This window comes from Salinibius halmophilus, assembly GCF_003577475.1.
Lineage (GTDB): Bacteria > Pseudomonadota > Gammaproteobacteria > Pseudomonadales > Natronospirillaceae > Salinibius > Salinibius halmophilus.
This window is the reverse complement of the sequence record NZ_QPEP01000011.1, coordinates 95,706-117,992: the sequence shown is the minus strand read 5'-3', so window position 1 is coordinate 117,992 and position 22,287 is coordinate 95,706. Positions and strand designations below refer to the sequence as shown.

General features: G+C 47.0%; 19 protein-coding genes and 1 riboswitch. Of the genes, 10 read left to right on the top strand and 9 right to left on the bottom strand.

Annotation, left to right across the window (positions count from 1 at the left end; genetic code table 11):
* The 5 genes from DUW71_RS13435 to DUW71_RS13415 form a co-directional block, all read right to left on the bottom strand.
* Entirely contained in the window at nt 1–1,068 is a 1,068-nt protein-coding gene (locus DUW71_RS13435; protein ID WP_119395775.1) for a sensor histidine kinase, read from the bottom strand.
* Between the two features lie 98 nt (nt 1,069–1,166).
* Nucleotides 1,167–1,616: a YeeE/YedE family protein gene (locus DUW71_RS13430; protein WP_119395774.1), complete on the bottom strand. Its 450-nt coding sequence runs from the start codon at nt 1,614–1,616 to the stop codon at nt 1,167–1,169.
* A 2-nt stretch (nt 1,617–1,618) separates the two neighbouring features.
* On the bottom strand, nt 1,619–2,032 hold the full coding sequence (locus tag DUW71_RS13425; protein ID WP_119395773.1) for a YeeE/YedE family protein: 414 nt from the start codon (nt 2,030–2,032) through the stop codon (nt 1,619–1,621).
* 26 nt (nt 2,033–2,058) lie between these two features.
* Complete coding sequence (locus tag DUW71_RS13420) at nt 2,059–2,931, bottom strand: MBL fold metallo-hydrolase (RefSeq protein ID WP_119395772.1); 873 nt, start codon at nt 2,929–2,931, stop codon at nt 2,059–2,061.
* Between the two features lie 188 nt (nt 2,932–3,119).
* Nucleotides 3,120–4,085 (bottom strand): sigma-54 interaction domain-containing protein, encoded by a 966-nt coding sequence (locus DUW71_RS13415; RefSeq protein ID WP_233546139.1) that lies wholly within the window; start codon nt 4,083–4,085, stop codon nt 3,120–3,122.
* A gap of 226 nt (nt 4,086–4,311) precedes the next feature.
* Between DUW71_RS13415 and DUW71_RS13410 the strand changes: the two genes are divergently transcribed.
* The 4 genes from DUW71_RS13410 to DUW71_RS13395 all read left to right on the top strand — a co-directional run bounded on the left by DUW71_RS13410 (nt 4,312) and on the right by DUW71_RS13395 (nt 10,584).
* A complete protein-coding gene (locus DUW71_RS13410; RefSeq protein WP_119395770.1) occupies nt 4,312–5,136 on the top strand; it encodes a helix-turn-helix domain-containing protein in 825 nt (274 codons plus the stop codon).
* 151 nt (nt 5,137–5,287) lie between these two features.
* Nucleotides 5,288–5,359: riboswitch (cobalamin riboswitch) on the top strand.
* A 463-nt stretch (nt 5,360–5,822) separates the two neighbouring features.
* A complete protein-coding gene (locus tag DUW71_RS13405; RefSeq protein WP_119395769.1) occupies nt 5,823–8,567 on the top strand; it encodes a ribonucleoside-diphosphate reductase subunit alpha in 2,745 nt (914 codons plus the stop codon).
* A gap of 347 nt (nt 8,568–8,914) precedes the next feature.
* The gene (locus DUW71_RS13400) at nt 8,915–10,177 is read left to right on the top strand and encodes a ribonucleotide-diphosphate reductase subunit beta (protein WP_119395768.1); all 1,263 of its coding nucleotides are present in this window, start codon (nt 8,915–8,917) and stop codon (nt 10,175–10,177) included.
* The gene (locus DUW71_RS13395) at nt 10,171–10,584 is read left to right on the top strand and encodes a DUF1289 domain-containing protein (protein ID WP_119395767.1); all 414 of its coding nucleotides are present in this window, start codon (nt 10,171–10,173) and stop codon (nt 10,582–10,584) included. The genes DUW71_RS13400 and DUW71_RS13395 overlap by 7 nt, the downstream gene beginning before the upstream one ends.
* Here the strand turns inward: DUW71_RS13395 and DUW71_RS13390 are convergent.
* Entirely contained in the window at nt 10,568–10,975 is a 408-nt protein-coding gene (locus DUW71_RS13390) for a GNAT family N-acetyltransferase (RefSeq protein WP_119395766.1), read from the bottom strand. The genes DUW71_RS13395 and DUW71_RS13390 overlap by 17 nt on opposite strands.
* A 152-nt stretch (nt 10,976–11,127) precedes the next feature.
* Here DUW71_RS13390 and DUW71_RS13385 point away from each other — a divergent pair, with 152 nt between their 5' ends.
* The gene (locus DUW71_RS13385; protein WP_119395765.1) at nt 11,128–12,453 is read left to right on the top strand and encodes a transporter substrate-binding domain-containing diguanylate cyclase; all 1,326 of its coding nucleotides are present in this window, start codon (nt 11,128–11,130) and stop codon (nt 12,451–12,453) included.
* Nucleotides 12,454–12,545: 92 nt separating this feature from the next.
* Nucleotides 12,546–12,959, top strand: a complete 414-nt coding sequence (gene arfB / locus DUW71_RS13380) for an alternative ribosome rescue aminoacyl-tRNA hydrolase ArfB (protein ID WP_119395764.1) — start codon at nt 12,546–12,548, stop codon at nt 12,957–12,959.
* Nucleotides 12,960–13,014: 55 nt separating this feature from the next.
* Here the strand turns inward: arfB and DUW71_RS13375 are convergent, their stop codons facing one another.
* The 3 genes from DUW71_RS13375 to DUW71_RS13365 all read right to left on the bottom strand — a co-directional run bounded on the left by DUW71_RS13375 (nt 13,015) and on the right by DUW71_RS13365 (nt 16,533).
* Entirely contained in the window at nt 13,015–14,700 is a 1,686-nt protein-coding gene (locus DUW71_RS13375) for a polysaccharide lyase (RefSeq protein ID WP_119395763.1), read from the bottom strand.
* A gap of 62 nt (nt 14,701–14,762) precedes the next feature.
* Entirely contained in the window at nt 14,763–15,506 is a 744-nt protein-coding gene (locus DUW71_RS13370) for a DNA-3-methyladenine glycosylase I (protein ID WP_119395762.1), read from the bottom strand.
* Nucleotides 15,507–15,702: 196 nt separating this feature from the next.
* Nucleotides 15,703–16,533 (bottom strand): 23S rRNA (adenine(2030)-N(6))-methyltransferase RlmJ, encoded by an 831-nt coding sequence (locus DUW71_RS13365; RefSeq protein WP_119395761.1) that lies wholly within the window; start codon nt 16,531–16,533, stop codon nt 15,703–15,705.
* A gap of 149 nt (nt 16,534–16,682) precedes the next feature.
* Between DUW71_RS13365 and DUW71_RS13360 the strand changes: the two genes are divergently transcribed.
* The 4 genes from DUW71_RS13360 to DUW71_RS13345 all read left to right on the top strand — a co-directional run bounded on the left by DUW71_RS13360 (nt 16,683) and on the right by DUW71_RS13345 (nt 22,284).
* Nucleotides 16,683–17,498, top strand: a complete 816-nt coding sequence (locus DUW71_RS13360) for a M90 family metallopeptidase (protein WP_119395760.1) — start codon at nt 16,683–16,685, stop codon at nt 17,496–17,498.
* 622 nt (nt 17,499–18,120) lie between these two features.
* A complete protein-coding gene (locus DUW71_RS13355) occupies nt 18,121–19,287 on the top strand; it encodes a DNA cytosine methyltransferase (RefSeq protein WP_158584094.1) in 1,167 nt (388 codons plus the stop codon).
* A gap of 4 nt (nt 19,288–19,291) precedes the next feature.
* Complete coding sequence (locus tag DUW71_RS13350; protein WP_119395758.1) at nt 19,292–20,260, top strand: phosphoribosyltransferase-like protein; 969 nt, start codon at nt 19,292–19,294, stop codon at nt 20,258–20,260.
* A gap of 11 nt (nt 20,261–20,271) precedes the next feature.
* The gene (locus DUW71_RS13345; protein ID WP_119395757.1) at nt 20,272–22,284 is read left to right on the top strand and encodes an ORC-CDC6 family AAA ATPase; all 2,013 of its coding nucleotides are present in this window, start codon (nt 20,272–20,274) and stop codon (nt 22,282–22,284) included.
* The last annotated feature ends 3 nt before the right edge of the window (nt 22,285–22,287 follow it).

Here is a 22,287-nt window from a genome sequence, read left to right as displayed (position 1 = left end):
TTACACTCCTTTAAACCGAATACGGGCGACAGTTTCGTCATCTTCCGTAGCCAATGACAATAACGCGTTATCGCCATAGGTACTAGCCAGTCGCTGGGTTAAATTATCCAAGGCGAGGCCGTTACTGCTTCGATTACTTTGCCCAAGTGATAGGCCTGTATTGCGAACTTCAATACACCAAGCGCCATCGACTTCATTATGGGCTTCAACATTAATTTGCCCACCTTCTTCAGCCGGTTCTACACCATGCAAAATGGCATTTTCTACCAATGGCTGAATCATCAGTGGTGGCACTTGTTTTTTTGACAAACTTTCAGGCAGATAAATATTAAACTTCAGCCGCTCGTCACCCAAGCGAATTTGCTGAATGTTCAAATAATGCCGCACAACAGACAACTCTTCCGATAAAGACTGAGTGGCTTGGCGTGTGCGCTTCATATTGGCACGAAGCAAGCCGGTTAGCTCAGTGAGCAAGTGCTGAGCCTGCTTAGGATCAAACTCAATCAGCGCTTGCAAGTTGGCCAAGGTATTAAATAGAAAGTGCGGTTCCATTTGCGCTTGCAGCGCCTTTAACTCACTTATCGCTAGCTGCTTTTCTTTCTCGGCCATGGTGAGCTGTTGCTCTCGCAGGTCATCCATCTGCGCTTTGATGTAATACATCGAGTAGAAAAAGTACACCAAGGCCAGCGTAAACACGGCCGACAGGGCCATTTTCATTAAAATTCGCCCTTGGGTTTGCTGCACCCAAGTAATGAGGCTGCCCCAGTTGCCCACTGCAATCCACAGCATAATGACCGAGCCTTGTAAAAAGCCCAATAACACCCCTAATACCCAGCCAGGTACTAGCACGCCCAGTATACGCACGCCTTCCCAGGTGCTGAGTACACGAGACCAAAAAATAGTGCTAAAGCCATAACCAATAGAAATTATATAGGTCACCACATACGACCCAGAGCCCGCTAACCATTGCACCCAAGCAATGAAAAAACAGGCCAGTGCCGTAAGGATTACTTCGCGCAAAAGGTTGGCTGGCTTTAATGCCGCTAAAACCATTTGATTTCCCTTCATTATTCAGCTCACCAATACTACTGGGTAAACAAAAAAAAACGGGTAGCCGCGATGAACGGCTACCCGCTTACCTTAAGCGGTGATTATTACCTATTTGGTCAACTATTCAAAAGCCGTTGCTGAGCTTTTGTGACCTGCAACTTCTGAATGCCCTTACCAACATAGGTACCAGCGAGGTAAGCTGCGATGAAAATCAACAAGCCACCACTGGCAAAACTTAGTGACGCCAACGCAGGCCCTGGACACAGACCCGCAATGCCCCAACCGGCACCAAACAGCACAGCACCAACGGCAAGGTTTTTATCAATCTTTTTGTTGGTAGGCACATAAAACTCTTTATCTAGTACCGGCTTTTGACGGCGCTTCAAGATAATTTGAGTTGCAGGCATGCTTACCAACAAGGCACCGCCCATAACAAATGCTAGCGATGGGTCCCAATCTCCAAAGATATCCAAAAAGCCAACAACCTTAGCCGGATCAATCATGCGCGATACCGACAAGCCAAGGCCGAATAACAAGCCAGATAACAATGCGACAAGTTTTTGCATGATTACACTCCTGTTACTAGGCGCAAGATGGCAACAATGGCAATACCTGCAGCCATAAAGGTTACCGTTGAAAAAATTGAGCGTGGTGAGAAGCGAGAGTTACCACAAATACCATGACCACTCGTGCAGCCAGAGCCAATAGTGGTACCTACCCCCACGAGCAAGCCAGCAATAACAAGCCCTAGTGGGCTAGCCACTTGTTCGATGTTCACATTTCCGCCTGCCAGCTGATAAACCAGGCCACCGGCTACCAAGCCAACCAGGAACAACGCTCGCCAGCCCCACTGGCTAGCAAGCGTTACCACGCCGCCGAATATCCCCGAGATACCAGCGATGCGCCCATTTAACAGGAATAACAGCACAGACGCCGTTCCTAACAACAACCCGCCCAACAGAGCCGGTAAAAAATCGGTCATCCACATATTCCAGACTTACCTCGCGATTAAGATGTTTGCATGGCCACATTAAGCGGCGTTTTTAAATATTGGCGACCATTGGCTTCTGGCGCTGGCAAGTGCCCCGCCTGAATGTTCACCTGAATACTTGGGTAAAGCAGCTTTGGCGCCTTGAGCGTGGCATCACGCTCTCGACGGAACTGTACGTACTGTTCACGTGAAGTATCCATCTTCAACTGCACATTATTGCGCTTGTTCTCACCAATGGTGCTTTCAAAAGCGAGCTCACGCCCGCCTGGCTGATAGTCGTGCCCGGTAAATACACGGGTTTCATCTGGCAGGCCATATAGTTTTTCGTGCACCGAGGTGTACAGCGCATCGGCATCACCACGAGGGAAGTCGCAGCGGCCGGTGCCGTAATCTGGCATAAACAACGCATCGCCAGTAAACACCGCATCATCAATTAAGTAGCTCGCACAAGCTGGCGTATGGCCAGGTGTGTGAATCACTTTCAGTGTTAATGATCCTGCTGTGACGGTTTCACCGTCTTTAAGCAATAGATCAAACTGGCTACCATCTTCGGCCACTTCGTCGCCTAGGTTGTAAACACCCTTAAATACTTGCTGCACTTGCGTGATGTGCTCACCAATGCCGACCAATGCATCTGGGTAATCGGCTTTGAATAGTGGCGCGCCCGACAAGTGGTCAGCGTGGGCATGGGTTTCCAATACCAAACGAACGGTTAAGTCATGTTCACTGATGAAGTCTTTTACTTTTAGGTAAGACTCATTGGTGATCTTGGCACCTTGCTGATCGAAGTCCAAAACTGGGTCGATCACTATGGTATCTCTAGTCGCTTCGTCGTACACGACATAAGTCAGCGTAAAGGTGTTTGGGTCATAAAAATGTTGAATATTCATGGCTGAGCTCCTGAATGTCAGTTCTCTTTGAGCATAGCAATACAAGGAGCGTGCCAAGTTATTTTTTAGGAATTTTCTGGATGAAAATAGAATGCGTTGCAACACCTGAAAAACATGTTGCAACACTAAGAAACTTTTTTAGAAACCTATCATTAAGACTTTCTTAACGAAATTCTCAATTCATAAGATCACTTACCAAGGTCACCATCTAGCCCTAGCACCTTGAGCTGACGCCAAAGCGTACTGCGGCTAATGTTGAGGTGTTTGGCCATTTCGGTTCGGTTACCGCGAAACTGGCGCATTAACGCCAGCATTCGGCTGCGCTCATCCTGCGGTTGATGGTCGGCAAGCTCGTCTGGCGGTGCTTCGCCACGTAACTCGGGCAGCAAATCATCGAAGCGGATGGTATCGCCACTGCCAATAACATGGGCATATTCGATCGCATTTTGCAGTTCGCGCACATTGCCCGGCCAGGTGTAGTCGAGCAAAGCTTCCCAAGCGCGCTGCTCTATCTTTTCGACCAAGCGCAAGCCATGTTGATTAAAGCGCTCAATAAACTGCCAAATCAGCATGGCAACATCGTCTTCACGCTCAATGAGCGGTGGTAAGTACAAGGGAATGACGCGCAAGCGGTACATTAAGTCTTCGCGAAACTTGCCCTCTTTTACTCGCCGCCGTAAAGACGTATGCGTGGCAGAAACAAAACGCACATCTGTGCGAACCACTTCTGTACTGCCAACCGGGGTGAAGGTTTTCTCTTGCACCACACGCAATAGCCGCGCTTGAATGTCTGGCGTTAGCTCAGCCACCTCATCCAGAAATAAGGTGCCGCCATGGGTGCTGCGCAACAAGCCGGCGTGATCGGCCACCGCACCAGTAAACGCACCACGCTTATGGCCAAACAGCTCTGATGCCATCAATTCAGGCGTGAGTGCAGCACAGTTAATGGCATTAAAGGGCTTGCTGTGGCGCTTACCTAAGGCATGTAAATGGCGGGCGACTAGGTCTTTACCTGTACCACTTTGGCCGCGAATCAATACGGCCGAATCGGTACGAGCAACTTTTTCCAACCGCGCAATAAAGCTCATCATCTTCTGCGACGTCGTTAATAACCCACTAAAGTTATATGGTCGGTAGTCTGGTTTCGTTTGCATAGGCGAGCTCATATCCAAGGCAGTTCTGCTTACAGTCTAAGCCAGCATGCCTGTTTGGTGCTAGCGCCACCTTGGCCTAGCGACAATAAGATCATAATTCAACCAACTGTCTAGCTAACCGAATGGTATTCGATTAAATACTTGATGTAACTACGACATATTGCTCAACTAAATAGGATAATTGCCGTCGCAACAATGCAGGGACATTGCAGGGACATAATTTTTAATGCAGACCTTTACTAGTGATACAGGGCGCAGTTTTCGCTTATTAGATATTGCCGCGATGGAAGCCAATATTGGCACCACCATTGGCCAAAATATACGCCACCTGCGGCGACTTAAAAAGCAAACCCAAGCACAGCTAGCAGAACAGATGAATATGTCTGTTTCACAGTTAAAAAAATACGAAAAGGGCGAAGAAATACCTCGCATGCATCACGCTTGTCGACTGTCTATATTGACCGGCATGGCGCCCCTCTACCTGCTTAAAAACTCTGAATATGAAAAATACTTCCCTGATTTTTTCTTCGACGACGACGTATTGCATTGCGCCGATGCACTGATGCATACCCCATCAACCGATATCGGATTGTTATTTGCCCTGCTCTCGCAAACACAAGAAGTCAGCTATTTTGACCCACACCCGCTAGATCGCGCTGCCATACCAACCATGCTCGGTGATTTAGAAGGCAAGTACTACGTTGACCTATCGAGCAATATGCGCCCATGGCGGCAAGCAGCTGGTTTAAGCAAAGAACAAATGGCCATGCTTTTAAACCTATCGCTGAGCACCATCCATGAATATGAGCGCCCATCTGAACAACGCCGTTTCTCTGTACTGATTGCTGCCCGCTTCGGCGCCGTCACTGGTGACGACCCTGCAGACATGACCAAGAACAGCGTATACGAGTGCTTCCGACGCGTTCAACTCGCTCGCTTAGCAAGGTGTTACAAAATTTTACAGAAACAACCAAACACTGAACGAACATGCAGCGTGTCTTGGCTACAAAGCTGGCAGCGTGTTTGCACAAGCCGACACCTAAATAGCTAACCGCATCACAAACCTTGCCAACTGACCTACATCAATATATTGTTACTAGCACTTGGTGAAAGCACAAGATGTTGTGCATAGAGCTCTGAATAGCCTGTGCATAACCTGTGAACTTTCAACTCAAAGCAGCGCCATAGCGCTATTTTGTTTAGGGAAGCTGGGTGCAAATCCCACACTGACGCGCAGCGGTAACTGTTGCTAGCTCAACAGAAGTCCGAAGACCGACCAAGTCAAAATTTAGCAGCTCACTGCCCGAATTATGCGGTAGGGCTGTTCGCTCGGATAGCTCTGGTAAATAAAGCCAGGGGGTTGATGGGTTGTTTTGAGACCGTCACCTGCAGGGAGCAGGTGTCGAGGCTACATGGGTGAAAGTCGTTGCGGTAGCAACAAACGCATTAGATGCGTTTGTAGACTTTTACGGCAGTGCAGGGATGCACTGCCTGGGAGCCCTCGCAGGGATGCGGTAGGCAGGTAGAATCTTGCGCCGTGTCGAAAAAACAACGCTCAACCCTCTGGCAAACGCCACCTTGCATTAAGAGTGAACAGCCCTACCCCGCATTGAGCTAAACCCATAACCCTTCGCGATTTAAGGGCCTGTGGCGCATCTTCCTACACTGCACCTGTCTGTGTGTTTGTGTTCGTTTGCGCTTGGCTTGCCTTGAATTGCGCAGCTAGGAGCACAATGAATGACAGCACAAGCGGACACCACAATTCTGCGAGTGATTAAACGCGATGGATCGGCACAGCCTTTCACGGCTGAGCGTATTCGAGTCGCCGTTGCCAAAGCGATTCTTGCCGTAGAAGGCGAACAAGCGGGTAGCGAGCGTTTGCATCAACTTGCCGAACGCATTGCCGACCACGTAGGCCATCTGTATCAAACTCGACTCGGAAGTGGTGCCGCCGTGCACATCGAGGACATTCAAGACCAAGTTGAACTAGCGCTTATGCGCCATGGCGAGCAGAAAATTGCTCGCGCGTATATTTTGTATCGCGAAGAGCGTGCCCGCGAGCGCGCCGCAGCCGATGGCGAATACCAGCCACACCCTACTTTATATGTTGTAAAAGACGATGGTGACAAATCGCCGCTAGACCTTGGGTGGCTACGCCAAACCATTGCGCATATGGCTGAAGGCTTAAACGACATCGACACCGTTTGGCTAGAAAACGAAACGCTCGATTCCGTGTATGACGGCATTGGTATTGAAAACATCGAGCAAGCATTGCTGCTATCAGCTCGTTCAAAAATTGAATTGGAACCAGACTACAGCCGTTTTTGTGCCCGTTTGTTGCTCAAGCGCATCAAAGCCGAAGTGGGTAATAGCCTAGGTGTAGACGCCGATGATCAAGGCGCTGTACTAAAGAAGGCCATTGAACTTGGCGTACCGGCTGGGCGCATTGATGAGCGCTTAGGCACCTTGTTTGATTTAGACAAAATTGCCGCAGCACTGCGACCAGAGCGTGACCAGCAGTTTCAATATCTTGGTCTGCAAATTGTTAACGACCGCTACTTACTGAATATCAACGGCGGCCGCATTGAGCTGCCACAAACTTTCTACATGCGTGTTGCGATGGGCTTGGCGCTCAATGAAGACCAGCCAACCGAGCGCGCCATTGAGTTTTACGAACTGTTATCTAGCTTCGACTACATGGCTTCAACACCAACCTTGTTCAACGCCGGCACTCAGCACAGCCAGCTATCTAGCTGCTACCTAACGACCGTACCGGATGACTTGAGCGGCATTTATGAAGCCATGCGCGACAATGCCTTGCTGTCTAAGTGGGCTGGTGGTTTAGGCAACGACTGGACGCCGGTGCGCTCTCTCGGCGCCCATATTCACGGTACCAATGGTCACTCTCAGGGTGTGGTACCGTTTTTGAAGGTAGCAAACGACACGGCCGTTGCCGTGAACCAAGGCGGTAAGCGCAAGGGTGCGGTGTGTGCGTACTTAGAAAGCTGGCATCTAGATATTGAAGAATTCCTGGAGCTGCGCAAAAACACCGGTGATGACCGCCGTCGTACCCACGATATGAACACCGCCAACTGGGTACCCGACTTATTTATGGAGCGCGTACTCAATAACCAAGACTGGACACTATTCTCCCCTTCCGACGTGCCTGACTTACACGACTTGTATGGCAATGCATTCCGCCAAGCCTACGAGGCCTACGAAGAAAAGGCCCGTAATGGCGAGATCAAACTGCACAAGGTGGTAAAAGCAGAAGACCTATGGAAGAAAATGCTGTCGATGCTGTTCGAAACAGGACACCCATGGATTACCTTCAAAGACACCTGTAACTTGCGCAGCCCACAGCAACACGCTGGTGTAGTGCATAGCTCAAACTTGTGTACCGAAATCACACTAAACACCAGTGAAGACGAGATTGCCGTCTGTAACCTTGGCTCAGTGAACCTAGTGAACCACGTACGCGATGGCAAAATTGACCAAGCACGCCTGCGCCGCACCGTTAAAACCGCCGTGCGCATGCTCGATAACGTCATCGATATTAATTTTTATGCCGTGCCGCAAGCGAAGAACTCCAACCTTCGCCACCGCCCGGTAGGCCTTGGCATGATGGGCTTCCAAGATGCCCTTTATAAGCTAGGCATTGCTTACGCCTCGAACGATGCAGTGGAGTTTGCTGATCGTATTACCGAAGAAATCAGTTACGTTGCACTGGAAAGCTCAGCTGAGTTAGCGCAAGAGCGTGGTGCTTATAAGAGCTTTGAAGGCTCACTGTGGTCACAAGGCATTCTGCCAATTGACTCAATTGAGATGCTAGCGGCAGCGCGTGACGAGCAACACCTGCGTATTGACCGCTCTCAGCGCCTAGACTGGGCAACGCTGCGCAGCAAGGTAAAACAAGGCATGCGTAACTCAAACGTACTAGCCATTGCGCCAACGGCCACCATTGCCAACATCATTGGGGTTAGTCAATCCATTGAGCCGACTTACCAGAACCTCTATGTGAAATCGAACCTATCGGGCGAGTTCACCGTGGTTAACCCACACCTGGTAGCCGACCTAAAAGCCGAAGGCCTATGGGACGCAGTGATGGTGAACGACCTTAAGTTCCACAACGGCTCGGTACTACCAATTAAACGTATTCCTGAGCACTTGCGTGAAAAGTACCGCACCGCCTTTGAAGTGGAGCCACGCTGGTTAGTGGAATGTGGTTCACGCCGCCAGAAATGGCTCGACCAAGCACAATCACTGAACCTTTACATCGACCAACCAGATGGTCGCAAGCTGGACATCACCTACAAAATGGCATGGTTAACTGGCCTAAAAACTACCTACTACCTACGTGCCATGGGGGCAACGGCGGCAGAAAAATCAACCGTTAGCCAAAACCAGCTCAACGCCGTGTCGGCCGATCCAGAGCCAAAAATGTGCTTGATCGACGATCCTGAATGCGAAGCCTGCCAGTAGTCGGCAGACCTCGCCAGCTTCGAGGCTTGGGGTGGTAAGCCGTTTTTCGGCCCGCCGCAAGTACGTCCTTGTAGGCTCGGCACCTGCTCCCTGCAGGTGACGGCCTCAAACAGCTCACACACCCCAAGCCTCTGAAAATGGTGAGCCACCGATAACATTGCACAATACAGCGGTTGCTAGCGCCGACTTCACTGCGCACCAACAAACGCATAAGTTGCGTTTGTTGGTTCGAACGGCAGTGCATGGATGCACTGACTGGGAGCCCCCACAGGGATGGACAATTTAGGACAAATTACGAAACTGCCTCGGTCTCAAACTTCGACCAAGAGGCACAGAGGAGACAGATTATGATCGATTGGGATGATTACAGCCCGACGGCTGAGAAACCAAAAGCTGAAGCAAAACCACAAGTTGAACAACAAGCACCAGCTGCTGAATCGGCACCTGTTGCACAGCCAGCAGCGCCTAAGCAGCCTGAAACGGTATCAACCGCGTCGACCTTTGATAAGTACGCCCAATTGGGCAAGCAGCATGTGGATGAAGAACTAGCCGCTGAAGGCGGCGTAACGGGTCTTGAACAGCTGGAAATGGGCGAAGGCCGGGTAGATGTATCAGAAAAGCGTATGATTAACGCCCGCGCCGATGTTAATCAGCTGGTGCCATTCAAATACGAATGGGCCTGGCAGAAGTACCTAGATGGCTGTGCCAACCACTGGATGCCGCAAGAAGTAAATATGTCGGCAGATGTGAAGTTGTGGAAAGACCCAAATGGCTTGAGCGACGACGAGCGACGCATTGTGATGCGCAACCTAGGCTTCTTCTCCACTGCTGACTCACTGGTTGCCAACAACCTAGTATTGGCCATCTACCGGTTGATCACTAATCCAGAGTGTCGCCAATACCTGTTGCGCCAATCATTTGAAGAAGCCATTCACACGCACGCCTATCAGTATTGTGTAGAAAGCCTAGGCATGGATGAAGGCGAAGTATTCAATATGTATCGCGAGGTGCCAAGCATTTACGCCAAAGCCGCCTGGGCGCTTGAGCACACACAAGGCATCGCCGATGAAGACTTTCAAACTGGCACGGTTGAAGCCGACAAAGCGCTGATGAAAAACCTGATTGCGTTTTATTGCGTGATGGAAGGCATCTTCTTCTATTGTGGCTTTAGCCAGATTTTGTCGATGGGCCGTCGCAATAAGATGACCGGTGTGGCCGAGCAGTTCCAGTACATTCTGCGTGATGAGTCGATGCACCTTAACTTTGGCATCGATATGATCAACCAGATCAAGATTGAAAACCCACACCTGTGGGACGACGAAATTAAGCAAGCTGCCACCGATATGATTCGCGAAGGCACCGAGCTTGAAATTGAATATGCCCGCGATACCATGCCGCGTGGCGTGCTGGGCATGAACGCCAAAATCATGGAGCAGTACCTAAAGTTCATTGCTAACCGTCGCTTGCAGCAAATTGGTTTGGCGCCAATTTATGAGCGTGAAGAAAACCCATTCCCGTGGATGGCGGAAATGATGGATCTTAGCAAAGAGAAGAACTTCTTCGAAACCCGCGTTACCGAATACCAAGTAGGTGGGGCGCTAAAATGGTAATGAAAGCGCGCAAACTCTCTGATAGCCCTTGCATTGGCAAGTGCTCAACGAGTGTTGGCGATGATATTTGCACAGGCTGCTTGCGCAGCCTGTCAGATATTGCCAACTGGCTAATGTGGAGCGAAGACGAGCGGGCGATGAGTAATATCGCTCGCCACCAGCAAATAGTAACGGCCATGCAAGCCATTCACGTTACAAACAAAGAGCGGCTTGCGGCAAGGATGAACGAACTGCGCCTGCGCCGCACCGAAGGCGCCGACCCGCGTGTTTGGTTATTTGAAGCACTAAGCTCTAGTCGAGCCGATGTATCTCAGTTTGCCGATTTAGTCAGCCAGCCAGAACAGCTGGCCAGTCAATGGCAAACCGCCAAGCGCACCTTGATTGAAAACGCTATGGCTTTCGCATAGCGACGACATCAATACCGGCGCCCAAATACTGGTTTATGCGTTCTCGAAGCTGGTCAGGGAGTGCATCAACGCATTCAAAGCCAAAGGATTGGTAATACTTCTGTAGATGCCGCTTAGGTAAACAATAAACAGTTGCTGGCGAAGCAAGCAGCAGCGTAATGAGTTTCCTGCCAATACCCTGCCCCTGAAACGCTTGGTCTACATACACGCCACGCAACACGCTGAACCCTTCACATTGTTCTAGCTTTGCAGCCCCAACAACCTCTTGTTGGTGATACGCAGCGAGTACACGCTCATTACACTGAACCCCACCACCATAGTTTTGTTGCTGGTAAAACACCTCAACTTCGCTACAGCAAACACCGCCTAAATTTAATTCTATAAAATGCATAAATTAATAATTTTTATTAATATTTCAATATTAATTACAATTTTTTATTATTATTCAAAAATAGTTAATAAATTGTAGATTTCATACTCGGTCTATACTTAGCGTCACATGCCACTGGTACACTGTTCAAAAATGGAAGTGAAACCGATGCAATGAAAACGATTCGTGCGCTTTTTCTATTGTTAATTACCAATATAGCCGTAGCCGAGTTAGTAGTCACTAACTCTGTGGCATGGAAGCCGTATTCTTACCTAGACCATAATGGCCGCCCAGCGGGCCTGCTTATTGACTACTGGCAACTATACGGTGAAAAAACTGGGCAAACCATTCGCTTTGAACTAGTTGACTGGGGCGAATCCTTAGAGCTAATGCGCAATGGCGAAGCCGATATTCACGCCGGTCTCATTTATTTAGAGGAGCGGGCAGAATATCTGGATTTTGGCAGTGCAATTACCAATCTCGATGCACAACTATACTTGCATTACGACTTGCTTGGCCGAAACATTGAAGAGTATGCCATTGGTGGTGAAATTGCCGTAGTGGCGCAAGGCGCCGAAGAAGCCTTTGTTAAACAAACTTATCCTAAAGCTATTCGGGTACTTTACCCAAACAACGCGGCCCTATTAGAGGCTGCACTGGCTGGAAAAGTAAAAGCCTTTGTTGCAGATATGCAGGTGGCTAACTATTACCTCTATTTGGCCGAAGAGTTTAATCTGTTCTTTCCTATTCGCCACCTTTATAGCGGCCCCGTGCAGTTTGCCACCGCAAAAGATAGTGGCCTAACCATAGATACGTCGGTGATCACAGCCGAAGAACTTAACCAAATTACCGGCCGCTGGTTTCATGCTGAAACACGCACCGAATACCCAGTGTACATGTGGCCGGTGGCCATTGGTGCGAGCTTGCTGTTAGCCTTGGTGTACATACTCCAGCTTCGGCGAACCGTTGCGGCGCAAACCAGAGACCTTCGCATCGCCAATGAGTTGCTAACCGAGCAAGCGCACTATGACCCGCTGACCGCAGCATTAAATCGGCGCGCCTTTAAACCTACAGCCGAGCGCATGTTGGCGAACCAATTGCCTGTTCAGCTTATTTTGTTTGACCTTGACCACTTTAAGCAAATTAATGACACCTTTGGCCATGGCTCTGGGGATCGAGTTTTGACCGAGCTTGCGTTAAAAGTGAAGTCACTGATCCCCAACAACGCTTTATTTGCACGTTTGGGCGGTGAAGAGTTTGCCGTCATGATTCCCATTCAAGACGATAACCTAGAGCACTGGCCGTCTATTCTTGGGCGAGCCACACGTGCAATTAGTTTCCGCCAAGAAGATCGCCCAGTCACCGTGACCATTAGTAGTGGTGTGTTGAATATCTATAAAATCGCCGAGATTGATAAGTTATTAAGCCAAGCCGACCAGTTGTTATACCAAGCCAAACACGCAGGCCGAGACTGCTGGCGAATGGCGAGTTTTCAATAATTTTTTGTTGTTCATGCCCGCACAGCACCAATACCTGTGGTATTATCCGGCCGCCTCTCAAACCAGCGCACAGCAACCATAGGGGAGTAGATATGATTCATATCTCCAACAACGTGCAGCTAGGCGACTGGGAAGTTGAGATGACCGCCATTCGCGCACAAGGCGCCGGTGGGCAGAACGTGAATAAGGTGTCTAGTGCTATACATCTGCGCTTCGATATTCAGCACTCGAGCTTACCTGCTTTTTATAAAGAACGGCTGTTAAAACTCAACGACTCGCGCATTACTAGCGATGGCGTTATCGTCATTAAAGCGCAAAGCTTTCGCACACAAGAGAAAAACCGCGAAGACGCCATTGAGCGTTTAGTGGAATTGATCAAAGTAGCAACGAAAGTAGAAAAGAAACGCAAACCCACTAAACCAACGCGCTCATCGCAAACCAAGCGCATGGATAAAAAAACGCAAAAAGGGCAAGTCAAAGCCCTGCGCAAACCACTTAAATGGTGATGCCAATGACTAAGCAATTTTGGGGCGCCGGGCCCAGCCCGGCCACCCCTATTGGTTAAAAGCTTGGCGGTGCAAGCGGATTATTAACCTCCACCCAAGGCTTATTATTATCTAAGCGAACAGGGCTATACACGCCTACAAAGCTTTCTGGCAAGGCCTCTGTTGCTGGCGATTTACCCGCCGCGATGCCATAACGGGCAACAAAATAACGATATTGCCCTTGCTCATCTATCCAATACACTTTGCTGTTCTCATCGTAACCAACATCCACCTGCCACGCTTGATAGTCAGTAACAGGGTGAACGAGTGGTGGCTCATTGTTTGGTTGTTCAACCATTAACCCGATTGGGTTGCTGGTTGCGATGATGATGTCATCAAAGTAGCTATATTGGGCTTCACTTGGTGCCCACGCCGATGACCCACCGCCAAAGAACGTCTCAAACAGCAGTGCATCCACCTTTACCTCACTACTGGTTCGCAGTACCAAGTCATTGATTTCAGCTACCGGAAAGCCATCTAAGTATGCGGTAATCTGGCCATTCGCTTGGCCAATGTCATTCAGCTGCACACGATTCGTGACCGTGTACCATTCGCCCTTGGTGAAGAATTGATAATAAGAGGTGTAGTCACCGCAATACTCGGATTTCTCTGGATTATAAACGTATTGCAATGCATGGCCTTTTTCGCGCCACATGAGGCGGGCACTGAACCCATTTATACTGTTATTACTCAAACAGCCCGTTGGTTTTGTACCGGTATAACCAGCTAAGCCAGGCAGCTTGCCACCTTTCACCCAGTCGAAATTGGCATCGAACATCACGCGATACTGCAACCACAACTCATTGTGATCACCATCGATCGCAAACTTAAATACCGAAGCCGAGCTGCCACCATAGCCGTTCGCTTGATAGGTTACGCGTAGCGCTTGGTTGCCATTGTCGATATACGGGTCGGCAACAATATTCAAACGCCCGCCAGCCACGCCGGCAGAAGTATTCGGCGAGAACCCCCAATCGCTTTTAAACATTGCCGCTGAATATGGCCCTATTGGATGCTCATCAAACCCCCATTGGTGCAACACGCCCACACTCGGTACTGCCGTTGGTGTTGGAGTCGCGGTTGGTATCGCGGTTGGTGTCGCGGTTGGTGTCGCGGTTGGTGTCGCGGTTGGTGTCGCTGTTGGAGTCGCTGTTGGAGTCGCTGTTGGAGTCGCTGTTGGAGTCGCTGTTGGAGTCGCCGTTGGGGTTGCCGTTGGGGTTGCCGTTGGAGTCGTACAAATTACCTGTTGCCAGAACCAGCCTTCTCGTGGTGACTCCCATACACCAGGTGAGTTTTTTGCTTGCCAACAATTGCCGCCATAAGAATACACTTGGCCGTTCACCGCCTTTGTTACACCTAACTCAAACGGTGCAATACCCGTTGTTGTAACTGGCGTTGGCGTAGCGGTTAACAATGGCGTGCTGGTCACGGTTGGGCTCGGCACCACTGTCGGGCTTGCAACAGCGGTTGGGCTTGGCAAGCTAGTGAGTGCTACCCAGGCGTCCATCCAAGCAAAACCGACACCCGGCTCGTAGGCTGATAGACCACACCAACCGTTGAATGGAAATGGCTTGCACTGAAAGCTGCCACCATTGTGGGCAACAACCTCACCAGCAACATAGGCCTTGCCCTCTTGCCACTGTGCCAATACCGGTGTGCTCGCTAAAACAGTTAGTGCGATGGTAGGCAAAACGTGCTTCATTTTTATACACTCTTGTTTTAATTATGCTGCCAACGCTACCCAAAAAGATAACCTTAAACCTACTACTTGGTCACACTTGGTTCATGCTTTTCAAACTTCTCAATCTCGCCTTGAATGAACTCGCCCGCATAGTTTTCACCAATAGAGTACGCAGCAATTTGCGATACGTGCGTGAGCGGCAAGCCACTCTCGTCGACCCAAGCATTCAGTTGCGCTTGGGCAAGTTTTAACTCTTTTTGCGAGGTTGGCTGAGTTTTAATATCCACGCCAGCACGCTGCAGAGCGAGGCAGACATCTTGCGACAATACAAAGCTCGATTTGCCCATAGAGCGCAAAAACCACTGACCAGTATTGCCACCTAAGCGACTGCCGTGTTTCTTCAAATACAACATCAACCCAACTTGATCATTGCTTGGCCAGTCGGCAATAAAGTTAGCAAAACTGCCATGCTGGCGGGCAAGCTGCTGCACTAAACCAACGTTTTCCATCACCGCTTTTATCTTTTGCCAGTTACGCACTACCCGCGTGTCTTCGGTGTAAGCTTCCCATTGCTCGGGGGACAACAGCTCAAGCACCTCTGGCTTAAAACCAAAAAATGCCTCTTCAAACTGTGGCCACTTGTTATTAATCACCGTCCAGTTAAACCCTGCTTGATTAATCGCCTTGGCCATCATCGACAAATATCGATCATCACCAATTTGCTTAAGCTGTATGGCTGTGAGCACGGGTTTGATAAGCTTGTTTAACTTAGCCTCACCACCCTTTCGTTGAATGGCGAGTTGGTGGATATCTTTGAAGGCTTTCATCTTGACAACTCTAAACTGTATATAACAACAGCTTAGAGAGAAATAGTGAAGTGGGCAAGCTGTAGTTGTACAAACACGAAGTCGTTATCCCCGAGTGCTCTTATCGGGGATCTAGTTCGAACAGAAGTGGACTTAACCTGAAATTCGAACTCCCTAACTAGATACCCGCCTTCGCGGGTATGACGACAGAGCGCTTCTACTCCGCCACCAACATAATATTTTTAAACGACGCTTTATTGTCTTGCGCCAGCTCGCGTATCAACCAAGGCATCACCGTCTCGGCTTCTTTTTGTAGCGTCCAAGGTGGATTCACCACAATCATGCCACTACCACTCATGCCAGGCGAGTGATCGGCACGCACATTGAGCTCTAGCCACAGTACGTTTTTGATGCCCGACTTTTTAATGCTACGAGTAAGGTGATCGATTCTTGGGCGCTCTACCATTGGGTACCAAAGCATATAGGTGCCACTGCTGAAGCGCTTATACACCTGCTTCAGCTTCTCCGCCGCTAGGTTGTATTCTGCTTTGTCTTCATAAGGAGGGTCGATTAACACCAAGGCGCGCTTGGAGGCCGGTGGTACATGGCTTAACAAGCCATCCCAGCCGTTTTCTCGGTACAGCTTAATGTTTCGTTGCTTAAACTGGCGCTTTAACGCCTCGAACTCCTTTGGATGTTGCTCAAATAGCCGAATTTGATCTTCTTGGCGTGCCAACAGTTGGGCAATTTTGGCCGAGCCAGGGTAAACACTCAGCTCAACTTCATTAAGTGTATTAATCAGCGCTAAATATTCAGCCAATGGCTCTGGAAACTCATCCTGTGAGTTTATCTTTGCAATGCCATCTTCATACTCAGCAATTTTTTGGCCACGCTCACTAGTAAGTGAATACAAACCACCGCCAGCGTGCGTGTCGATATAGTGAAAAGCCGCCTTTTTTTGAAAATGAGCAAATGCTTGCACCAATACAAAGTGCTTCAGTACGTCGGCATGATTGCCGGCATGAAAACCATGAAGATAAGAAAGCATGGCTAAGACCTCAAATGTGATAGGCCATTATAGGCGCCAATCGTTTTGTGACGTTAGCAGAAGTTCACCACTTTTTACGCCAGCTACCCACTACACTTGTTTTTAAAACCCAGTGCCTCCAACTATTTACTATGACCCTAGGAGGCAACATGGCCTTAATCATTTTAATTGCAATACTTGGCTTTGGTTATTTCTTTGGTAAACCGCTGTGGATCAAGCTCAGGCGCCAGCGCATTGCTAACCAACCCTTCCCGAAAGAATGGCGGCAAATTATTCGCAAGAACGTGCCGTACTTTAATCAGATGCCCGCCGACCTGCAGTTGCAGCTCAAGCGCCATATGCTGGTATTCTTGGCCGAAAAAGACTTTTATGGCCAAGACGGCCTAGCGATGACCGACGAAATCCGCGTCACCATTGCTGCCCAAGCTTGCCTTCTGCTGCTGAACCGCAAAACCAATTACTTTGAAAAGCTACATTCAATATATGTATTACCCACCGCATTTGTTGCCAACAACCCACATGTGGATGCCCTAGGTGTGTGGCACGAACAAACCCGAGTGCTATTAGGCGAATCTTGGGACATTGGCAAAGTAATTCTTTCATGGCAGCACACCCAAGAAGGTGCCGCCGATGCCGAAGACGGGCACAACTTAATTATTCATGAGTTTGCCCACCAGCTCGACCAAGAAACAGGGGCTGCTAATGGCGCCCCAAGATTAAGTTCGAAAGCACAATATCAAGACTGGTTTAACGTGATGCAACGACAGTTTGACCGCCACAAAAAAGCCGTTGCTCGCCGCCTACCCACTCTGCTCGACTACTATGGTGCCACCAATGAAGCCGAGTTCTTTGCCGTCGCCTCAGAAACCTTCTTCGAGCGCCCAGCCGACATGCACGAACAACACAAAGCCTTGTACGACCAGTTGAAACACTATTACAAGGTTGACCCTCTGACTTGGCGATAGGTGATAATTTGATGAAAAATCGTAGGTCGCTAAATCATTTTGGTCGTGTTTTTGGTCAAAATGTTTGGCGACATGTGTTTGGGTGTCACATGTTAACAAACATCCGCTACGCGAATAATTCACAAGCCTGCGAACTGCAAGCGTTGGACTACTCGGTGGCTTCAAAAACCGCCTAGCCCTCGGCGAAGTCAACGTTCAACACCACCATGCCGAGTACCAGTCAGAGGGTCACTCGCACGATCATAGCCATGCGCCATACAAGCATATCGCGAACCCACATAGCGCACGTACCATGATCAGCGAAAACCTATGCTGCTTCGTTATGAGCAAATTCCCTCAGCATGAATTTGATTAGGAAAAGGCGGTGTATGAAGAACGCAACGGCGTTCGGAGCTGTAAGAAAAATTACGAAGTTACTATCACTCTAGAGCTTAGCCTGCCAATGGTCAGCCTATTTTTAGGTTTATCTCTGATCTTCCGCCTAACAATATACGGCTTTCGTGGCCGGTTCTTCAAGTGACAGCAAAGCATTGATAAATTAGATTCTTCTGGTGAAACTTGTACCAGACGATAAAGCAGCTAAAATCTCCGTTTCAAACTAGTAAATGTAAGTGAGTTGCAAGTGAACTTTGGAAGCCTTTTTTGTGGTTGTGGAGGGCTAGACCTTGGGTTTCAAGATGCAGGACTAAATCCGATCTTTGCTTATGATAACTGGCAAGCTGCAATCGACACTTATAATCATAATTTTCATCACTCAGCAGAAAAACGAGACTTAAGCGTAGAACAGATAATTATTCCAAAGTCTTGTGATGTTCTAGTTTCGGGCTCACCTTGCCAAGGATATTCTACTTTAGGAAAACGAAGGGTAGATGATCCTAGAAACAATCTTTTATTTAAAGCAATTGATGCAGGCACCGAAAGTAGAGTTCCAATAATCGTGCTGGAGAACGTTGTTGGTGCCATTCAAGGCGTCTTTCGAAATAATTGGGAAAAGGCAGAGAGGCAGCTTCAGAATAATGGTTACTGGACAAAAACAATTGTTCTAGATGCCTCAAACTTCAATGTTCCTCAACAAAGAAAACGTGTTTTCTTAGTGGCTCGTTTAGGGAAAAAAGACTTCCAACTGGATCCAATAAAACAAAATGCTAAGGGGTTAGGCCACTATATTGGCAATAACAAAATTGATCCAGAAGACATACCGAAGAACTTTCAGCTAAGCTCTGATCAGTTAAAAATTAGTAAGGCAATTGCACAGGGTAAAAAGCTATGCGATGTTCGACTAGGTGACCGAAGCGTACACACTTGGGACATACCAGAAGTATTTGGCACTACCTCTGCAGAAGAGAAGCTACTTTTAGTAACAATTTCAAAACTACGCCGGCGTTTAAGGCGACGCTCGAATGGTGATGCAGATCCCGTAGAACTAGAACAGTTAAAGCAACACTGTGGATATGAGCTAGACAAACAAATTCTCTCTCTGGTAAAAAAAGGCTACATAACGAAAAAAGATGGGTACATAGATTTAAGCCATAGATTCAATGGAAAATATAAAAGGCCTTTCTACGATGGCTTTTCACCTACTGTAGACACTACTTTTGGAAATCCAAAAAATTTCCTTCACCCAACTCAACACAGGGGCTTTACAGTTCGAGAAGCTGCAAAAATCCAAGGCTTTCCGGATAGCTTTGAATTTTTTGGCTCTATCCATAATCAGTTTAAAATGATCGGCAATGCTGTTCCGCCACCACTTGCTAAAGCACTTGCTGAATCGATACTTAAGGTTTTATAGTTTTATGACAGACAGCTATATTGATGAACTACTTTTATATGGAGAAGATGAGTCAATATCTTCTAAAGCATCCGCTCTAAAGCAGTTTTATGAGCATATGGCAAAGTTTGTTTATAACGACTACGAGCCCGCACCATTAGAGTCTTGCGATTCAAGTGGAGACTTCCTTGATCGAATGGAGCGATGGTTATCCTGTTACGACACAGTACAAGAGCGATGGATCGCCTTTAAATCAGTTCAATATCTCATTTTCTTAACCCAGGATGAATATCGAGAGCTATACCGTGTAGCGTGCCATCGAAATCTACCTGAATATATTATAAAGCAAAAAAACTTATCATTTCTTGATCAGGATTATAAAACAAAGATCACAGAAGCTATTGATAAGTGCTGGTTCTGTCCAATAACTGACAGTCTTAAAATCAACTCTTTCCTACACCAAAACAAGATTTCCGGAAAGAGATTAAGGCCCGATCTATCTAGTCTTTCTGCGTTTGCAGCACCTAGCAAAATACAGCAATACATTTACGATAATAAAATTGACTACCTAGTAGCTATTGAAGACTTTGTTGGTTCTGGTGACCAAGCTCTAAAAGCCCTAGAGCCTATTTGCAACCTTATAAACATTCCTATACTTTTCATTCCGCTTGTCATTTGCGAGAAAGGATTGCAAAATATATCTTCTACTCTCAAAGATAAAGTTACGATATCTCCTATAATGACAATTGATAGATCATCTCTTATTTCAAAGTCGCCAAACGAAGGTGAGCCCATCACCTTCAAGGAAATAAGAAAGGTCATCGATGATAATTTTCATAAAATAGAAAGCAGCCCTAATAATGGAAAGTTTGGCTATAATGACCTTGGAGGTACGGTAATAATGTATAGCAACGCGCCTAATAACATGCCAGCTATTTATAATAGAGAGTCTCCAATTTGGGCGCCACTTTTCCCAAGAATTGATCGAGGCTAGGAGATCAGGACATGGAAAAAAACGATAACCCATTTCATGACCTTTGGTTGACTGAAAAGCTCAATCCATCAGAGTATGTTTCACTTTTTAGTCCCAAGATCGCCGAAAGTACAGATGAGTTGTGGAGTAATTCCAACATAGTCATAAAGGGTAGGCAAGGCAGCGGCAAGAGCATGCTGATGAGCCTATTTGAGCTTAAAAATAGAATAGAATTCTCCAGGTCAGGTATTGCAACCCCTATCCCTGAAAAGGATAGGTGCTTTTTATATGCTAAAACCCACTTAATACAAGACAATATAAAGGAAATAGCTTACCGTGCGAATGAAGTCCCCAAGGAAAACATTGACACCTGGCTATACAAGACCTTTTCAGACATTTTCAACACAAAAATAATAATTGACATAACCAAGAACATTCTACACTTAAAAAAAGAGCAAGATTTAGATAGCGTACTTACCAAGGAATTGAAAATTCAAATTAGCAAAGAACAAATTGAAGAGTTTTCACAAAAGATATCTAACGACAACTTCTATTCCAATTATTATTCAACGTCCAAATCGCTGGAAGATTTCCTATTATCGGCACAAGAAAGGATAACAAAATATCGACAATACTTTAATTTTAACGAAAACAAAATATGTAATAGAGTAAATCAAACCACGCAACCAATTGGAGAACCAATTGAGAAGTTTATAGATATTTTAAAGGAGTGCGGCATCATCCCTAAGGAATGCCAGCTATACATCGGCATTGACCAACATGAAGAGTTATATGAAATAGAGAAAAACGAGTATAATACTACTATTTTTCGAAAAGCGATTAACCAAGCACTATCTCAAAGAACTCAAAAAATATCTTATCGAGTTGGTACTCGTCACTATGCTTGGGATGCAAGCTTGGAAGCATTTGGATCGAATGCATCCATTGAAGAATACCGTGACTATGTAATTGTTAATATTGATGAGATATTAAAACCGAAAGAAGACCCATCCACAAAGGTTGTATTCAAGAACTTTGCAGAGGATGTATTCCAAAGAAGGTTATCTCACCTTGGCACCGGAAACAGATCCATACCAATCAAAAACATTCCGGCCAACGAGCTTTTAACTAGAGTACTTGGTAAGTCGTTATCTCCAAAGGAGCGAGCAAGAGCATATGTAAAGAATAAGCCTTTCATAATACCTTTACCTGATCACTTGAGCGACGAATGGATCAATTATATTAAAAGCGATTGGAAGTCTGAACCTTTATATGCGTATTTAACCTCATGTTGGCTGCGACAAAAAAAACAGAACAACTGGGACTTACTTTCATCCACTACCCCAAATAAAGTTGTTAGCTGGAAAGAAAAAAAATATTGGATAAAAGAGCGAAACGAAGCTGCAACAATTCAGTTAGCAGGTTTATGCAAAGAAGTTCCAATATGGAGCGGCGCTGAGCATGTAATAGGACTTTCAGGTTCTAACATATTGGTCTTCATGTCTATCTGCAGAGCCATTTGGTCAAATTGGTTACGAATTACAAGCACTGAAGAACTAAAATTGATTGATTTACCAAGCATACCTAGTAAGCAGCAAAACATCGGGATTCATGAAGCTAGTAAAATATGGGTAGACAAGCTTAGGGAAGGAAGTAATGGTTTTGAAAGGAAAGAGTTCATCACCAAAATATCTGACTGGATATCGAAAAAATTACGCGAGGACAAGGCTTTATCCAACCCTGGAAACACAGGATTTTCAATAAAAAAGGATGAATTTAAAAAGGGTGATGAAATTTCCAGAATAATTGGATTGTGTGTCGACAATGGCGACCTTATAGAGTCTCAACACACACCCAAAAATATAGGCACAGGGGATAGAATAAAATGGCACCTCAATCCGATACTATGCCCTACATTCAGAATACCTCATATAAGAACTAAAGAGCCAATATATACTAGCCTAGATGAAATAAATTCAATATATAACGGAAAAAAAATAGCACCTGAGGTTCAATCAGGACCAACTCAGCTAAGTCTTTTTTAAGGA